Raw genomic sequence first — 17,329 nt, forward strand, 5'->3', positions numbered from 1 at the left:
ATATCGCAGGCTTGAGCAGCAAGTGAACCAAAAAACATGAAGGGCTGTACCTCAGAAGGTACAGCTCTTTTTCTTTTTATTTCCGTATGCTTTGTCCGAGGGGGTTGACTAGCCTGGATGTTCGGTTTCGAGGTGTTGATTCTTTAAAGAATACACCGGAACCTCGGTGAATATTGACGATGAGTTTGGGTGCGTTTTTACCGGATGCTACAGCACTAGGCTTGATGGTGCTAGGGCCTGTTTCGTTGCCTGGGGCGGTGGAGGGGGCCAAACCTCCCACGGCAATTCCTTCGCACTTCATTTCCTTGTTGTCGTTGAAGTCCATGAACGTCACCTTGGTGCCGTCCTCTTTCCACAGGATAATGTTGTCCAGTTCCAGGGAGGCATCCACATCTACGCCTTGAACATTGATGCCGATGGCTACTACCTTGGAAATGTCTTCAAAATCCATGCCCGGTTCCGAGGAGCCATCAAAGGCGATCTTGATATTCTGCCATTCTCCGGTAAAATCATTGAAGTCTCCCAGATTTACCTGGTTCCATTTCCAATCTGCGGACATGTTGAATAGGGTTACTCCAGACCATGAACTGCTGGATCCCTTGAACTTGATGTCAAAGGACATGGCTGTATATTGGCTCCAGTCCTGGGCGGCAAAGCCGTAGCTAAGAGTTCCTGTTTCTGCGGTGTCGCTTTGGGCTTTGTAAATCACCTTCATTTCACGATCGCTATTATCCAAGCTCTTTTCTACAAGGGCGTCGATGGAGTTGCCTTCGAACTTGGGCAAACCATAAGCGGCACGCATGGCGTTCAGACTTTCGTAATCCAGGATGCCGCGGTTCTTGTTTCTGCGGATGATGGTCATGTTGCCGTTGCCTTCGTCACCGGTATCCCAGATGCAAGGGACAAATCCGTACTTCTTGGAAAGTTCCGCAATTCTGCCGTAGTAGTCGGCGCGAGACTTCAGATGCAATCGAAGGTCTTCGCCTTTCAATTCAAGACGCTTGATGACGCCGAATTCACCGATGACCATAGGAATGTCCTTGAAATCTTCTCCTAGCATGGCGAAGACGGAATCCACGTATTCGGGGCTGGCGTAGGCGCCTTTCTTAACATTGTGAGCGACATCTGTGGTGGAGTAGTTGCCTTCGCCCCAGTAACGCACGGTGTTGCCCCAGTCAGCATCCTGTTCCATCAAGGCGAACGTATAGGGATAGAAGTGGAATTCTCCCATCATGTAGTCGGTGCCGGCAGGGTCTGCGGGAAAGTTTCCCTTCAAGTAATTGTGAGCCTTGTTCTCGTCGGTGTCGGGTGCCTGCACGATGATGGTGCGTGTAGCGTTGTTACCGCCGGAACTGCGAACGGCCTTGATCATGGTCTCGTGATAGGCTTTCAGTGTGTTGGCGTTGTCCTGTTTCAGTCCGTCGCCACTTTCGCCGGGCTCGTTGGTGCTGGCGAACAGCAGATGTTCATCGTAATCCTTGAACTTGGCGGCAATCTGCTCCCAGTAGGATTTTTGGCGGGCATTGATCTTTTCGTCTACGGAAGTTCCGATATGGTCTTCCAGCCAGCCGTTATCCCAGTGGATGTTGAGGATGGCATACATGTCTCGCTTGACTACGTAATCTACCACGGTCTTTACGGAATCCTGCCAGGCGGCATTAATGGTGTTCTCGTCTCCGTCAGGAGTATAAAGTGTCCAGTTGGAATCTACGGCGATGGCGTTGGAATGGCTGTACCAGGCGCAGGGAATGCGGACCGTGTTGAAACCTGCGGCCTTGACGGAATCGATCAGCTCCTGGGTGGGAAAATCGTTTCCCCAGGCGGATGGGTTCATGGGAACTTCCAGCGTGTTTCCGATGTTGTAACCCATTCCCATTTTCGCGAAGACTTCTTTTGCTGTGGGAAGTGCATTGGCTGAACTAAATAGTAGGCCAATGCAGCAGGGAATGCTGAAAATTCTTTTGAAATTCATCGGAAGATCCTTTGTTTTTTGTCTTTCCATAAACTATTCTAAAAAAAGAAAAAACTTTTGGAAAATTTCAAAGAGCAATGTATTTCGATGTTTTTTTCGCAACAAAAAAGTCCCCGGCATTGTGCCGGGGGCTTTTTTTGACAGGAACACTCGGCCCTGTTATTCCCGCAGAGATAGCGCGGGTCCTACACCAAATTTTACTTCAGGATAACCTTCTGGGTCTGCATCTGGCTGCCCTGCTTGATGATGAGCATTGCGGGGCCGCGGTATGCTGCCTTCAGCTGAACGGTGTTGCTTCCCTTGCGGGTGGTGAAGTTCTGGCTTGCGATGACCTGGCCGAGACCGTTAACAAGCTTTGCGGTGGCAGAGACTGCTTCGGTTGCGGAGAAGGTTGCGTTTACAAAGCCCTGCTGAACGTTCACGAACATCTTGCTTGCGGAGGCGACAACCGGCTTGATGGCGGATGAGCCTGAATTCGGGGCGGTGGAGGTGACTCGGGTTGCGCTTGCGATACCATCGGTTTCTGCGCCCAGCTTCTTGTCGAAGTCTGCAAGAACAACGGCGGAACCGTCGGCCTTGATCAAACGGATGTTGTCGAAGTCAATCTTGCCCTTGAGCTGAGTTCCGTAGAGGTTGAAACCGAATGCGTTGACAGCTGCCTTGTTTTCGATGTCAAGACCGTCAGCATCCAATGTTACAGTGTAAGTTGCCCAGCCAGCATCGAGATCGCTTGCGGCAAAGTTGTAATCACTCCATGCCCAATCATCGCCGCTCATGGCGAACAGGCTCAAAGTCATCCAGGTGACATCGTCTACTGGACCTGTTGCTTCTACATCGATCTTTGCCTGGAAAGAAATTGCAGTGTAGTTGGACCAGTTCTTACTTGTGACATTGAAACGGAGTGTTCCCACTTCACTGGAGTCGCTGGTGACGGTGTTGTAGGTAACTTCGAGCATCTTGTTGCTTTCATCGAGGCTTGCATTTACCAGGGCGTCGATGGAATTGCCTTCGATAGCGGTCATGCCGTATGCGGCACGCATGGCGTTCAGGGTTTCGTAGTCGGTAATGTCGCCGACGTTACCGCCGAACTTCTTGGTCTGGCGACGGACGATGGTAAAGTTGCCGTTGCCTTCGTCACCGGTATCCCAAACGCAGGGAATGATGCCGCTTGCCTTTGCTACCTTGGCCACTTCGCCGTACCAGGCGGCACGACCTTCAAGATGAAGTTTCAGGTTTGCACCGGTAAGTGCGTCGAGACGCTTGACTGCACCCATTTCGCCGATTACAACAGGAATGCCCTTGTCGCAGAACATGGTCTTCAGTTCACCGAAGGCCTTGGCAATCTGCTTGGGAGTGCCCAGAGCCTGATCGTCGATAGACTTGGAATAAACGTTCCAGCCCATGTTATGAGTCTTGTCGGTGGAGCTGGGCATGTCGTAGTAGTAATAATACTGGGTGCCCCAGTCTTCATCAGCAGTCATCAGGGAGTACTGATACGGATAGTAGTGGACTTCCGCCATGATGTAGCCGGCGCCTGCGGGGTCGGTGGGCATGTTACTGCTCAGGAGCGGAGCCTTGTCAATTTCAGTACGGGGAGCCTGAACAATGATAGTACGGGTGGCATTGTTGCCTCCAGCTGCGCGAACACTCTTGATGCATGCTTCGTGGAAAGACTTCAGGACCTTCATACGATTTTCATCGAAGCCCCACTGGCCTCCATCAGTACCGCCTTCGAACCACGGGTCATTAACGCCCGGTTCGTTGGCGGATGCAAAAATCAGGTGTTCGTCATAGGCGGCGAACTTGGTTGCAATCTGCTTCCAGTAGCTTTCCTGCTTGGCGGCTACGGTTGCTGCAGAACTGTTTACTTCGCCAGTCTTGTCATAACCCATGCCGTCAAAGACGTGGTCTTCCAGCCAACCGTTATCCCAGTGGCTGTTCAGCATAGCATACATGCCTTCGCCAATTACGAGGTCGACGACGGTCTTTACGGAGTCCAGCCAGCCGGCGTTGATGGTGCCGTTGGATGCGTGGGAGTCCCAGGCGCAAGGGATACGGACGGTGTTGAAACCGGCTGCCTTGATGGCCTTTACATATTCAGCTGTGGGGAAATCGTTGCCCCATGCGGTGGGGTTCCCCGGCACTTCCATGGTGTTGCCGATGTTGTAGCCGAGGCCCATATCAGCAACCAAGTCGGTTGCCTTAGGAAGGGCGAATGCGCTGGTGGCGGCGAGGCCGAATGCGCAGGTGAGGCCGAAAAGATTCTTGAAATTCATTAGGAGGACTCCTTTTGTTTACCTAATCCGTAATTACTCATCTATAAACTACTTTGAAAATGGCTCTCTGTACTTAAATATTTAAAAAGCCAATGAAAATGTGATGAAAAATTCACAACGCCTGTAAGTGGCGAAATTTTGCTAAAAACGCCATTTTTTATTCAAGTGTTGAAAAAATCATAATAAAAAGGACCCTAAAAAGGGCCCTTTTCGTGGTTCCAAAATGGAATAGAACGAAGTTTTACTTGATGCTTACTCGGAGGGTCTTAAGACCGCTCTTGGCAATGTATGTTCCCTGACGTAGTCCTGCCAAACTCATGGTTGCCTGGGAGGAAATGGCGCGGACTTCGCGAATCATGTTGCCATTCATGTCGAACAACTGGATGGTTGCACGGTCGCCCTGGGCCATAAGCATGTTGCCCTGGCGAGAGAGGGTTGCCTTTGCGACTTGCGTTTCGTTAAAGCCCATGTCCGGGTCAAAAGAACTGCTGGAGTTAACGGGAACAACCGGCATGCAGTATTCTGTAATTCCCATGGCGCAAAGGGCTTCGTGCGTGTATCCGCATTCCGGAATCAGGGCGTCGCAAGGGGGCTGGTCGATTTTTACGCTGCTGGAACTTGCCTCTTGCTGGGAGGAACTTGACTTTTCAGAGCTGCTGGAACTGGATTGAACCGGCTGCACGCTGGAAGAGCTTGCCACGGAGCTGCTGGAGTTCTGAATCGGGGTACTGCCCGGAATCAATCTTTCCGTGTGGGTGACGCCCTTGTTCACGTAGTTTCCTAGACCGTAAACGCCGCGCATGGCGTTGATGATTTCCGGTTCCACCACCTTGCCCATGGGACCGCCGAACTTGTTGGTCTGACGACGGATGTAGGCCATGTTGTCGTAGCTGGCGCCTTCGTTACCCATGTCCCAGACGATGGGAGTAAGGCCGTAGTTCTTTGCCGCAGTTACAACGTCCTTGTGCCACTGGATGCGGCCCTTGCGGTGCAGTTCCAGGTCGGAACCGGAGAGTTCCGGAGAACGGTACAGGGAGCCGAATTCTCCGATTATGACGGGGTAACCCTTGTCCACGTAGTTGGACTTCATCTTGGCAAACTGTGCGTTGGGGAATCCGATGCCAGCCTGGTCCTTGTCGACGGAATTTGCCCAGCAGTTGAAACCTGCATTTCGTGTGGGCTCGCTGGGCTTTTGGTAGTCGCCATAGTAGTACTGCACCTGGATATCGCCGTTAGGACAGTTCCAGTTCTGGGAGCTGGTCATAAGCACATACTGGTAGGGACCGTAGAAGTGGACTTCGAACATGAGATGGCCAGAAACCTTGTCCTTGGGGAAGATGCTTGTGGGGGCAAATTCTACGGACTTGTCGATGTCGGTCTGTAAGCCCTGAATAATCAAGGTACGGGTGGCGTTATTGCCGCCGGTGGCGCGGACTGCGTCAATAAAGGTCTGGTAATAGCCCATGAGAACCTGGGCGTGCTGGCTTGTCCAGGAGAGACCCTGCTGGCCTTCGCCCGGTTCGTTGGCGCCTGCAAAAAGAAGATGTTCGTCGTAGTTCTTGAACTTGTTGGCAATCTGGGTCCAGTAGTTCTTCATCTTGGTATCGACGGTGTTGTCTTTGTAGGTTGCCATCTTGGTCTGGAACCAGCCGCCTTCACCTTCGTGATGGATGTTAAGCACCACGTACAGTTCGTTACGTAGGGCGTAATCCACCACGGTCTTTACGGAATCCAGCCAGGTTTCGGTAATCTTGCCGTTCTGGGTATGGGAATCCCAAGCGCAGGGGATGCGGACTGTGTTGAAACCGGCTGCCTTGATGGAGTCCAGCAATGCCTGGGTGGGATAGGGGTTGCCCCATCCGGTGGGATCATTGGGCACTTCCATGGAGTTTCCGATATTGTAACCCATGCCCATGTTCTTCTGAACTTGAGCGGCTGTCGGTAAATCTGCAAATGCAGCAGTTGCCATGGCGCCTGCGAACATCAACCCAAACATCGTTTTTTTCATATTGGTCCTTTACGAAAAGATCCAAAACACCGACTATAATATATACCGAAAGAAAACGACTGTCAAAAATAAGTGCCGCGGCGGAGAAAAGCAGTTGTGTTTTTTTCAACGAACGTAAACGCCTTGTTACTAAATCGCGAAAAATCGAAAAAAAGCCGGCAATTGCTTGTCGGCTTCTTTGGTTAGGGGTATTGAAATTTATTTCAAATTCACGCGAAGAGTGTTGTTGCCGCTCTTGGCGATGTAGCTGCCTGCTCGAATTCCGGCCAAATCCAAGGAGGCGGAGCCAGAGTGGCCGCGAACTTCTCGAATCAGGTTGCCGTTCAGGTCGAAAAGGCGGATGGAGGCGCGGGTTCCTTGAGCGACCAGCATATTGCCTTGGCGGGTGAGGCTTTGCAGCCCTTGTTTTTTCGCGATAGCCTTGATGGCGGTTGTAGTCGCCTTGACACTTTCGGTTGCAACCAAGGACTTTGCGGTGATGCCTCCGCCAACGTTCTTGGCGCCAATCAGGTTAAAGTCCAGGGTGTCTGCGGTGCCGTCGGTGTTCTTGAAGATAATCCAATCCACATAGACGTCGCCGGTGTAGCCCAGAGTGTATATCTGCAGTCCCATGAATACAATGTTTGTGGGATTACCCGGAACCATCAGGTTGCTGCCGCTTTCTCCTGTGGTGGCGACCTTAACCTCGTAGGTGTTCCAGGTGCCCAGCTCAACTTCTCCGAGGCCTGCTTCCTGCCAGTTCCAGTCGGCGCCGTCCATGGTAACCAAGTTGGGAGCGATAAAGCCGAAATCTTCGCCCACCTTGGAAATGGTTCCGTCAAAGAATGCCCGAATAGAGACGCTGGAAATTTTGCTCCAGTCCTTGGGAACGCTGGAAAATTCGATTTGACCGTATGTACTGTCTGCAATGGTGAATTCTGCCTTGATGGACTTGTCTGTATCGGTGCTGATGACCGGATTGCTGCTTCCGTCAAGGTTTGGCATGCCATAGACATTTCGCATGGCGTTCATGACTTCCGGGTCAAAGACGGATCCGTCGGGATCTGACTGACGGCGGATGATGGTCATGTGGTTCTCGCCTTCGTGACCGGTATCCCAGGCGATGGGGACCACCTTGTTGTCGAAGGCGGCCTGGGCTACGGCCTTGTACCAGCCGATACGTCCTTTGCGGTGGCGCTTGTAGTCATCGCCTTTCAGAATGCCCAGTCGGTCGTTGGCACCGAATTCACCGATGATGACCGGAATGCCCTTGTCCACATAGTTGGTCTTCATTTTCTTGAAAGCCACCTGCATGTCGTTTGCGCTACAGGGGGTGCCCATGGCGTTTCCCCACGGATTGTAACCGCAGTTGTGAACGATGTCTGCGCCGGTGGCGTAGTTTTCCTCGCCCCAGTAGTATTGCGGTTCCACGATGGCGCCCCAGTTGACAGGCTCGCCTACGATGGTGTAGGGGGACGGATCGTAGTAGTGGACTTCGAACATCATGCGGTTTGCGATAACGTCGTTAGGCATCATGCTTGCGGGGTAGGCTTCCACGGAGCGGTCGATGCTGGTGGAAGGACCTTGGATAATCAAGGTTCGGCTGGCGTTGTTGCCGCCGGTGGCGCGCACTGCATCTACGAATGTCTGGTGATATCCCTGAAGAATCTTGGATTCGTTCTTGTAGTTATCGTCTGTGGTGGCGGGCTCGTTGGCGCTTGCGAAAAGAAGCTTTTCGTCGTAGTCCTTGAAACGCTTTGCAATCTGGGTCCAGTAGGCTTTCTGCTTGGCGTTGACTTCGGTCTTCTTGTCGTCTTTCAGGTTTTCTTCCAGCCAGCCGCCGTCCCAATGAATGTTCAAAACGGTGTAGAGGCCAGCCTTGACGCAATAGTCTACAACGGTCTGGACAGAGTCCATCCAGCTTTCGTTAATGACGCTGTTTGTGGCGTGGGAATCCCAGGCGCAGGGAATGCGGATGGTGTTAAAGCCAGCGGCCTTAACGCCCTTGATATAAGCCTCTGTTGGGAACTTGTTTCCCCAGAGGGTGGGATTCCCGGGGACTTCCATTGTGTTCCCGATATTGATTCCCAAACCCATTTTTTCAAAGATTTGCTGGGCGGTAGGCAGGTCTGCAGCGAAGGCAGAAGACATGGTTGCTGCGGAAAGGACAGCTAAAAATTTGGACGTTTTGGTCCAGTGTTTAAATGAATACATCACAACTCCCTTTTTAACACCGACCATAATATAAGTTTTGGAAGATACGGGCGCATATAAAAATTTTTCAAAATTCATTGACAAAAAATCAATAAAAAACTCAAAACTATGACAAGTGTATTATTGCTCGGCACGAAAAAAGCCCCGTCGGGATAGACGGAGCCATGTTGTTGTTGCACAAAATGGTGCTTGAATTTGACTTCGCGAAGTTTAGTGAGCCATCTGGCTGCCAATAATCACGATGGCATTGCAGACCACCAGCAATCCGATGATCAAAAGGATGGCGGTCTTGGTGGACATTTTCTTCTTGGGTTCGTTTGCCATATTTTTCCTCTTTTGGGGTGGGCGCGCTTGGGCTCGGTTCAATGGGTTAATGTGCAATAAGCCAGTTTTCGCCGAAACCGACGCTGGCGACTAATGGTACCTGGAGCTGCATGGCGTTTTCCATTTCGGATTTTACCATGGCGCTCAGTTCCTCGACGCGGTCCTTGGGGCATTCAAATACAAGTTCGTCGTGAACCTGCAGCATCATGCGGAGGGGGAGTTGTTCGTCGTTGATGTGTTTCTGGATGCGGATCATGGCGATCTTGATGAGGTCGGCGGCACTGCCCTGCACGGGGGTGTTCACAGCCATGCGTTCTGCCATCTGGGATTCCATGCGGTCGGAACTGTCGATGCCTGCGATGTAGCGGCGGCGACCTGTAAGGGTTTCTACGTAACCGTCGCGGTGGGCTGTTGCCTTGGTGCTTTCGATAAAGTCTTGAACGCCCTGGTACATGTCGAAGTAGCCGGTAATAAAGTCCTTGGCCTGGCCCATGGGAATTTTCAGGTCGCGGCTGAGGCGGAAGGCGGTCATGCCGTAAAGTACGCCGAAGTTCACCACCTTGGCGTCGCGGCGCATGTCGCTGGTGACGTTTTCCAGAGGTACGCCGTAAATCGCCGCCGCGGTGCGGGCGTGAATGTCGATGCCGTTCTTGTAGGAATCGATGAGGGCCTGGTCTCCACTCAAGTGCGCCAGCATACGCAATTCAATCTGGGAGTAGTCCACAGCGAGAATGACGTTGTCCGGATTCTGCGGGACGAATGCGGCGCGGATTTTTTTGCCCAAGTCGCTACGAACAGGAATGTTCTGCAGGTTGGGATCGCGACTGCTCAAGCGGCCCGTTGCTGTACCCCATTGGATAAAGCTGGTGTGAATGCGCTTGGTCTCGGGGTTCACTAGGGTGGGAAGCACCGAGATGTAGGTGCTTTGCATCTTCTTCAGTTCGCGGTATTCGATGATGGAGAAAACGATGGGGTGGGCGGTCTTGAAACTCAGTTCCTCAAGGACGGCGGCGTCGGTACTGCGCTTCTTGATTTCGGGCAGGCCCAGGGTGTCGAAAAGAACTTCGCCCAACTGCTTGGGGCTTCCGATGTTGAATTCGCAACCGGCCATGTCGCAGATTTCTTTTTCAAGATTTTCAATGCGGCGTTGCAGTTCCTGTTCCAAACGCTTTAGGGTAGGAACGTCGATGGCTATGCCCTCGGATTCCATCTGGAAAAGAACTTTCAGCAAAGGCATTTCCTGGTTGAAGAAATACTTTTCGTAGTCCAATTTCTGAAGTTCCTTTTGGAGGGGCGCCCACAAACGCAAGGTGTAAACCGCGTCTTCGGCGCCGTATTCGGTGGCCTCGGGAACGCGGGTGCGGTTGAAGGTAATCTGGCTCTTGCCGCGGCCAATGAGATTCTCGATGGGAATCATTTCGTGTTGCAGCTTCTGCATCACCATGTTGTCAAGGCCAAGTCCTGTGGCGCCCGGAGAAAGCATCCAGGCGGCGATCAGGGTGTCTACAATGTTTGCCTTTTCAATTTGAGCGATGGTCAAGCCGAATGCTCGTGCCAAAACATGAAGGTCAAATTTTGCATTATGGAAAACGAAGGTGTGTTTCTCGTCCCAGAATTCGATGAACCAGTTCTTGACCAGGTTCACGTCGAAGTTTCCGTTCTTGCCCGCGGGGAGCGGGAACCCGATTTCATCGGTGTGATTCAAGGGAATGTAGTAACCCTTGCTTACGGTGGCCGCGCTATTCTCAGCCGAATCCTCGGTGGGGTCAGCAGCAGCTAGGCACAAGCCCACGATGTTGCATTGCATGGGGTCAAGGCCGTCGGTTTCCGTATCTACGCCAATCAAGTTAGATGCCGCAAATTCTGCCTTCATCTGTTCGAAGATTTCATTGGAATCTACGCAAATGTAGGTGGGCGGAACATCTTTCGGTAGGTCAAAGTCTGCGCTGACAACTTCTGCGGCAGCTCCGTCTACGGCGCTTGCGGAATCGGAACCCTCGCTCTTCACAAACCCTGTCTTGCTGGGAATGTTCTCCAGCAAACGCAACAGGCTGTTGATTTCGTGCTCCTTGAACATTTCTGCCAAGGTGTCTACGTGAATGCCGTTGTATTCCAGTGCGTCCAGGTTTCCACTGAAAGCTCGCTTGGTCTGCAAGGTTACAAGTTCGCGGCTCAGGAATGCCTGTTCGCGGTTGTTTGCCAAATTGTCGTGCAAACCTTTCTTCTTGATGTTATCGATGTTGGCGTAAATGTTGTCCATGTCGCCGTATTCTTCAAGAAGGGTAATGGCGGTCTTGGGGCCAACCTTCGGGACGCCGGGTACGTTATCGCTGGCGTCGCCCATCAATGCCAGGTAGTCGCGAATTTTTTCAGGAGGTAAACCGTACTTTTCGACGACTTGTTCCGGGCCGAAATCGATGCCGTCGGCGCCTTTTTCCAAATGGAACAAGTGAATCTTGTCGTTTACGATCTGGCTCATGTCCTTATCTTTACTGATGATAAGGATTCGATCAAATCCTGCTTCTGCTGCAGCTACGGCGGTACTTGCCATTACGTCGTCGGCTTCGTAGCCGGGCTCAGACAAAAGGGGAATTCCGCTGGCGGCAAGGCTTTCGCCAAGCAACGGCATTTGGGCTGCCATTTCTTCGGGCATGGGGCCGCGATTGGCCTTGTAGTCGGGGTAAAGTTCGTGGCGGAAAGTCTTGGTGTGTGCTACATCTCGGGCAATGGCAAAGTGTGTCGGCTTGTGCTTTGCAAGAATGCGCAACACTGCACCCCAGTAGCCGTGCATCATGGAAACGTCTTCGTCCTTGCTGTTCTTCAGCGGGTTCTGCGAATAAGCGTAGAACATGCGGAAAGCAAGAGCGTATGAATCAAGAAGTAGTAAAGTCTTTTCGGCCATACTTTGAATGTAGAAAAAATAATGTGATGGTCGGCAGAGTTTTTGTTAACCGAATGCAAGATGCAAATGGTCAATGACGTCGCTGGGCAGCATGGAGTAGGCGCCCAAATCTTTTCGAGTCAGGCGACCGGCCTTTTGGTGGAGTAATGCGCCTAGTACTGCGGCGTCGCCAGTGGTAAGGCCTTGCGCCAAAAGTGATGCGATAATGCCTGTGAGAACGTCGCCACTTCCGCCCTTGGCCATTCCAGAATTTCTGGCAGGAATGACAAAGACCTTTCCGTCGGGAAGAGCCACGTAGGTGGGGGAACCTTTCAGCAAAATGACGATGTTAAACTGCTTTGCGAAATTCCGGAGGTATTCCGGATAGAAATTCTCGTTTGTGGGCAAGGGACCGAAGTTTCTTTCCCATTCTCGCTTGTGGGGCGTGATGATGGCTTGAGTTGGCCCGCCCTGGATGCAGAAGAATGCTGAACCACAGGCGTTGATGGCGTCGGCGTCAATTACTACGGGAACGTTCAAACCAGTTAGGAATACGCGGATTGCGTCCTGGGTTTCGGGATCCGTTCCAAGGCCTGGACCTATGGCTATCGCGCTTTGGTGCTTTGCCCTTTCTTGCAACTGCAACATGTGGGATACAGAAATTATGTCACAGTTCTTGTCTCCTAAACCGCAGAAAACAGGTTCTACAAGTTTGGATTGCAAAATAGGCAAAATTGCTTTTGGTGTTGCCAACGTAACCAAGCCTGCGCCGCTGCGCAAGGCCGCCTTTGTGCAAAGGAATGCGGCTCCGGTCATGTTGCCGGAACCTGCGATAATCATGGCGGTACCCTGGGAACGTTTTTCTCCGCTTTCGTTTCGCAACGGAAGCAGTTCTGGAATAAAGCTTTCGTCTGCAAGGTAGAGATTTTCGTCAAACTTCTGTATCAGTTCCAGCGGGTAGTGGAGTTGGGCCACTTTCACCTTTCCGAAAACCTCGGATCCTTCGCTGGTGAAGGCATCAAGGCGAGGCAAGCCGAAAAGCATTGTTTCGGAAGCCTTGATACAAACCTCTCCGCGGTGATGTTCCAGCGAATCAAAACCTGTGGGCGCGTCGGCAGCCAACACGGGAATGCCCCAACTGTTGATTGCTTCGACCACTTGAGCAAAAGCAGGGCGAAGCTCGCCGGAGGTGCCGTTGCCTAGCATGCAATCAACAACGAGGTCGAAGTGGGGTGCCTTGGGCAAGTTGCCGTTTACGTAAATCAGTTTGCCGCGGTTTGCCTCGAAATCCTCAAAGGCCATGCGGGCTTCGTTCTTGAAAGTTTCAGGCTTTGCAAGAGAATAAACGGTACAGGGAATGCCTTCTTCAATAAGCCTTGTGGCAAGAACCAGGCCGTCGCCGCCGTTATTGCCTCCACCAACGAAAACAGCCACGTGGGAATGGTTCGCCTCTATAACGTCGCGGCGCCCGCCAAGAATTTCCTTGACTCGTTCAAAGAGTGCGGCGCCGGCTTCTTTCATCAGCACGTAGCCCGCTTCGATGGCGGTCATGGCCCCGGCTTCTGAACCCTCGCCATAACTTCCAAAACCGTTGTTCCTTGTGTTGAACAACTTGGTTTCGTTATCTAGGCTCCGCATTGCTGCGGCTGAAATAATTGGCGTGCACCCCCGAAAAATCATTACATGAACCAGTAGCTAACGCCCACCTTGAACTTCATCATCTTTGCACCATGCATATTGATGTATGTAAAGGCGTCTCCAGGTTCAACGTCGTCATATCCAATAGCTTTTGTGTCGGGGAACAGTTCCATGAAGCCCATGTAGAATCTTGCGTCAACGTTGAGGCCGCCGACGATATTGTAGCCAAGGCCTGCTGCGATGCCGAAGTTAAAGAAACCTTGTTCGGTGTGTTCGGTATAGCCGAGAGCGGACATAGCACCATTTGCCATTCCGCCTAATAAGGTGCTACCATCAGCCATGGGAGGAATATCAGATTCGTTGCTCAGGTTCAATACGATTTGGGGACCTGCGGTAATGTAGATCTTGTCCATGAAAAGGAGCACTGCTCGGAACATCAATGGAATTTCCAAGTCCATGGAAGTGTAGGAACGTTCTTTCTTTAGGTACTTGTGGCTGGTGCTTGTGTAGGCGAAGTTCACTTCGGGAGCGAAGTAGAGTCCCCTGGCCAGGTTCAAACGGAACATCAAGCCGGCGTCGAAACCAAAACCAGAGGGGTTTTCGTCGGTGCCGTCATTTTCTTCTTCAAAGCCATACATTTTGTCGTAATCAAAGGTTGCTTTGACGCCAGCGCCAAAACGGGAATCGTTTTTAGCGGAATCATCTGCAAAGGAAATGCCGGTGGCCAAAACCAGGCCTACCAATGCTGCAAAAATCTTCTTCATTTTTTCTCCTTAGACCCGATTTCGGGTGAACCAACATGGCTACAAGATAGCATAAAGTGGTAAAAACGAAAAAATATGAAAGAGCTGAAGACTAGGAAAAATGGTGTTTTTTCATGTTTTTTTGCAGAAAACTTATCCATAACTAAAATTTTTAACCTCAACTAACTTTTTTCGCCTATTAGCCTTGACTAATTAGCCTTGGTTAACTAAATTTAGTCTTGCCTAATTCAATTAGGCTTGTCTAAATATGGCTAGCGCGCAAATAAAGCCGTATTTAAGCAAGGTTCGAACTAAAAAGAGGTAACAATGGAAAACGAACACATTAAGCTCAGCCAGAGCTTGGAAGATTACCTGGAAATGGTGCACATGCTGCGCCTTGCCCATGGTATCGCTCGCGTAAAAGATATCGCCGCTGCTCTGCAGGTAAAAATGCCCTCCGTGGCAAAGGCCATTCTAGAATTGAAAAAGCTGGGCCTGGTCACCCAGGAACCCTATAGCGGCATTGAGCTGACTGAAGCTGGCCGCATGGCTGCCAACGATGTGCTGAATCGCCATATCCTCCTGAAAGGTTTTTTAATTCGTCTCGGTGTCTCTGAAGCTATTGCTGATAAGGACGCTTGCTGTATGGAACATATCCTGTCGGCAGAGACTCTGTCTAAAATTGAAGACTTCATGAAGCCTTCGGAAACTGTAATCACAACTGTAAAGAAGTTGAAGGTTGCAAAGGGTAACAAAAAATGAGCTGTAATTGCGGCTGTGGCTGCGACGGAAAAACAAAAAAGTGGAACGTCGAGCCGAAATTCTCTGAACTGAAGAAGGGCGACAAAGTCGAAATCGTTGGCTACAACGATGGCGATGCCCGTTACAAGTCCAAGTTGCTGTCCATGGGCCTTGTCCGTGGTGTAACTCTGGAAGTCATGCAGGTGGCACCTCTCGGTGACCCCATTGAGGTGAGTGTTCTTAGCTATCGCCTTTCCCTGCGTAAAAATGAAGCTGAAGTTCTTAAGTTGAAGAGGATCTAATGTCTCCCAAGCCGTTTACTATTGCTATTGCAGGTAACCCGAACTGTGGTAAAACTGCTCTGTTTAACGCCCTCACTGGCTCTCGTCAGCATGTGGGTAACTGGCCTGGCGTTACCGTCGAAAAGAAAGAAGGCTTTTTTGATTTAGGTGATCGCCATATTCGCGTGGTGGACCTTCCGGGTACCTACGCTCTCTTCGCCAATGCTGAAGATGAACGTGCCGCTGTTGACTTCCTCCTGACTCGCGAAGCCAACTTGATCGTGAATATTGTTGACGCTACCAATATTGAACGCAACTTGTTCCTCACTTCCCAGATTGTGGATATGCAGCAGCCTATGGTTATTGCTGTGAACATGATGGATATTGCTGAAGCTCGCGGCCTCAACATTGATTTGGAAGCTCTTTCCAAGCGCTTTGGCGTACCGGTAGTACCTCTTTCTGCTGTAAGCGAAAAGAGCATTACCAATTTCATTAGCCAGATGACCCATGTGATTTCTAGCGCCATCACCATTCCTACCGCTCTTACTTATGGCGAAAAGGTTGAAGGTGTCGTTAAGGAATTGGAGCCGGTCGTTTCTCCGGTGGCAAAGCTCTTGGATGCTGAATCCCGCTGGGTTGCCCTTATGTACTTGGGTAACGAAAAGAGCTACGCAGATAAGTTTGCAGAAGCAAAAGTAACGCTGAACAAGGCTGACATCACCGCAAAGCTGGGCGAAGAATCTGAATTCGTTTTGGCCGATGCTCGTTATAGCTTGGCTCACGAAATTGCTGGCGAAGTTCTTGTTGGTGATCGCAGCAAAAAGACATTCTCCGACAAGCTTGATTCCATCCTTTTGAATCGTTGGCTCGCCTTGCCGATTTTCTTGCTGATCATGTACCTGGTGTTCTGGGTTGCAGTGACTATCGGTAGCGCATTCATCGACTTCTTTGATATTCTCTTTGGTGCTGTTTTTGTAGACGGCCTCGGCTACTTGCTCACTGATGTAATCGGAGCACCCGCTTGGATTTCTGCAGTTCTTGCCGATGGTGTTGGCGCTGGTATTCAGACTGTGTCTACCTTTATTCCGGTGATCTTCTTCATGTTCCTCTGCCTTACCTTCTTGGAAGACTCTGGTTACATGGCTCGCGCCGCCTTCGTGGCAGACCGCTTTATGAGATTCCTGGGCCTCCCTGGTCGTGCATTCGTTCCCATGATGGTGGGCTTTGGTTGCGGCGTTCCGGGTATTATGGGTTCTCGCGTTCTTGAAAGCAAGCGTGAACGCTTCCTCACTATCTTCCTGGTTCCCTTCATGAGCTGCGGCGCTCGCCTTCCGGTGTATGCATTGTTCGCTGCTGCATTCTTTGGCACTCAGGCTGGTACTGTTGTGTTCGCCCTCTATTTGGCAGGCGTTGTCTTCGCAATCGCTTACGGCTTGTTCCTGAAGAAGTCTCTCTTCATGGGTCAATCCAGCAACTTTGTGATGGAACTTCCCAATTACCATTTCCCGAAAATCAAGTCCCTTCTGATCCACTCCTGGCTCAAACTGAAGGACTATGTGATTCGCGCTGGTAAGGTGATTACTGTTGCCGTGGCTATTCTCGGCTTCCTCAATGCCTTTGGTATTGTTGATAAGCTCTATACAGACATTGACGGCAAAAAGACTGAAATCGTTAAGACCGAAGAAGGCTACTCCATGATGAAGGAAACTGAAGAAGGAAAGACTGAAGAAGTTGCCCTTCCTGAAGGCTTCGTTGTGGACGAATCCAAGATTGTGACTGAAAGCGAATTTACAACCGGTAATGGTGACTCCGAAAATAGTCTCCTTTCAGTAATCGGCAAGGCCATTACCCCTGTGTTTGAACCCTTTGGTGTCGAAGAAGATAACTGGCCGGCCTCCGTTTCCCTCTTTACCGGACTCTTGGCTAAGGAAGCTGTCATTGGCACCATGAACTCTCTGTACTCCATGGCTCCGAAGAGCGATGCAGTAGAAGCTTCTAAGGCTGAACCCGCTGCACCTTCTGAAGCCGCAGAAATTGTCGCTGAGGAAGCCCCGGCTCCGGAAAGTGTCCCCGTTGCCGCTGCTGATAGCGCAGCACCGGTTGCTGAAACTGCTGCTGAAACCATCGCTGCTACTGACTCCGCTGTTGCACCTGTCGCTGATAGTGCTACTGCTGAAGCTGCTGTTGAAACCGCCGCCGCCGAACCCGTTGCAGAAGCTCCCGCCGAAGAAGAAAAGCCTCTCATCGCAGGTGTTGACGAATGCCCTGCAGA

At 51.1% G+C, this 17,329-nt stretch carries 10 protein-coding genes; 3 read left to right on the forward strand and 7 right to left on the reverse strand.

The window, feature by feature from the left end; genetic code table 11:
• Window positions 1-76 precede the first annotated feature (76 nt).
• The 7 genes from MJZ25_13575 to MJZ25_13605 all read right to left on the reverse strand — a co-directional run bounded on the left by MJZ25_13575 (window position 77) and on the right by MJZ25_13605 (window position 14,056).
• On the reverse strand, window positions 77-1,972 hold the full coding sequence (locus MJZ25_13575) for a glycoside hydrolase family 5 protein (protein ID MCQ2125205.1): 1,896 nt from the start codon (window positions 1,970-1,972) through the stop codon (window positions 77-79).
• 197 nt (window positions 1,973-2,169) lie between these two features.
• Entirely contained in the window at window positions 2,170-4,248 is a 2,079-nt protein-coding gene (locus MJZ25_13580; protein ID MCQ2125206.1) for a glycoside hydrolase family 5 protein, read from the reverse strand.
• Window positions 4,249-4,489: 241 nt separating this feature from the next.
• Window positions 4,490-6,256, reverse strand: a complete 1,767-nt coding sequence (locus MJZ25_13585; GenBank protein ID MCQ2125207.1) for a cellulase family glycosylhydrolase — start codon at window positions 6,254-6,256, stop codon at window positions 4,490-4,492.
• Window positions 6,257-6,454: 198 nt separating this feature from the next.
• Window positions 6,455-8,449 carry a glycoside hydrolase family 5 protein gene (locus MJZ25_13590; GenBank protein ID MCQ2125208.1) on the reverse strand — a complete coding sequence of 665 codons (1,995 nt, stop codon included), beginning with the start codon at window positions 8,447-8,449 and terminating at the stop codon, window positions 6,455-6,457.
• 370 nt (window positions 8,450-8,819) lie between these two features.
• A complete protein-coding gene (gene polA, locus MJZ25_13595) occupies window positions 8,820-11,675 on the reverse strand; it encodes a DNA polymerase I (GenBank protein MCQ2125209.1) in 2,856 nt (951 codons plus the stop codon).
• 45 nt (window positions 11,676-11,720) lie between these two features.
• On the reverse strand, window positions 11,721-13,292 hold the full coding sequence (locus tag MJZ25_13600) for an NAD(P)H-hydrate dehydratase (protein ID MCQ2125210.1): 1,572 nt from the start codon (window positions 13,290-13,292) through the stop codon (window positions 11,721-11,723).
• 41 nt (window positions 13,293-13,333) lie between these two features.
• A complete protein-coding gene (locus MJZ25_13605) occupies window positions 13,334-14,056 on the reverse strand; it encodes a PorT family protein (protein ID MCQ2125211.1) in 723 nt (240 codons plus the stop codon).
• Window positions 14,057-14,362: 306 nt separating this feature from the next.
• On the opposite strand from MJZ25_13605, the gene MJZ25_13610 reads away from it, so the two are divergent.
• From MJZ25_13610 to feoB, 3 genes are all read left to right on the forward strand, one after another.
• Complete coding sequence (locus tag MJZ25_13610; GenBank protein ID MCQ2125212.1) at window positions 14,363-14,797, forward strand: DtxR family transcriptional regulator; 435 nt, start codon at window positions 14,363-14,365, stop codon at window positions 14,795-14,797.
• Complete coding sequence (locus MJZ25_13615) at window positions 14,794-15,078, forward strand: ferrous iron transport protein A (GenBank protein MCQ2125213.1); 285 nt, start codon at window positions 14,794-14,796, stop codon at window positions 15,076-15,078. The genes MJZ25_13610 and MJZ25_13615 overlap by 4 nt, the downstream gene beginning before the upstream one ends.
• Window positions 15,078-17,329: ferrous iron transport protein B (feoB, locus tag MJZ25_13620; GenBank protein ID MCQ2125214.1), on the forward strand; the 2,252-nt coding region annotated here is incomplete at its 3' end. The genes MJZ25_13615 and feoB, both read left to right, overlap by 1 nt.

Origin of the sequence: Fibrobacter sp., assembly GCA_024399065.1 — a bacterium.
Taxonomy (GTDB): Bacteria; Fibrobacterota; Fibrobacteria; order Fibrobacterales; family Fibrobacteraceae; genus Fibrobacter.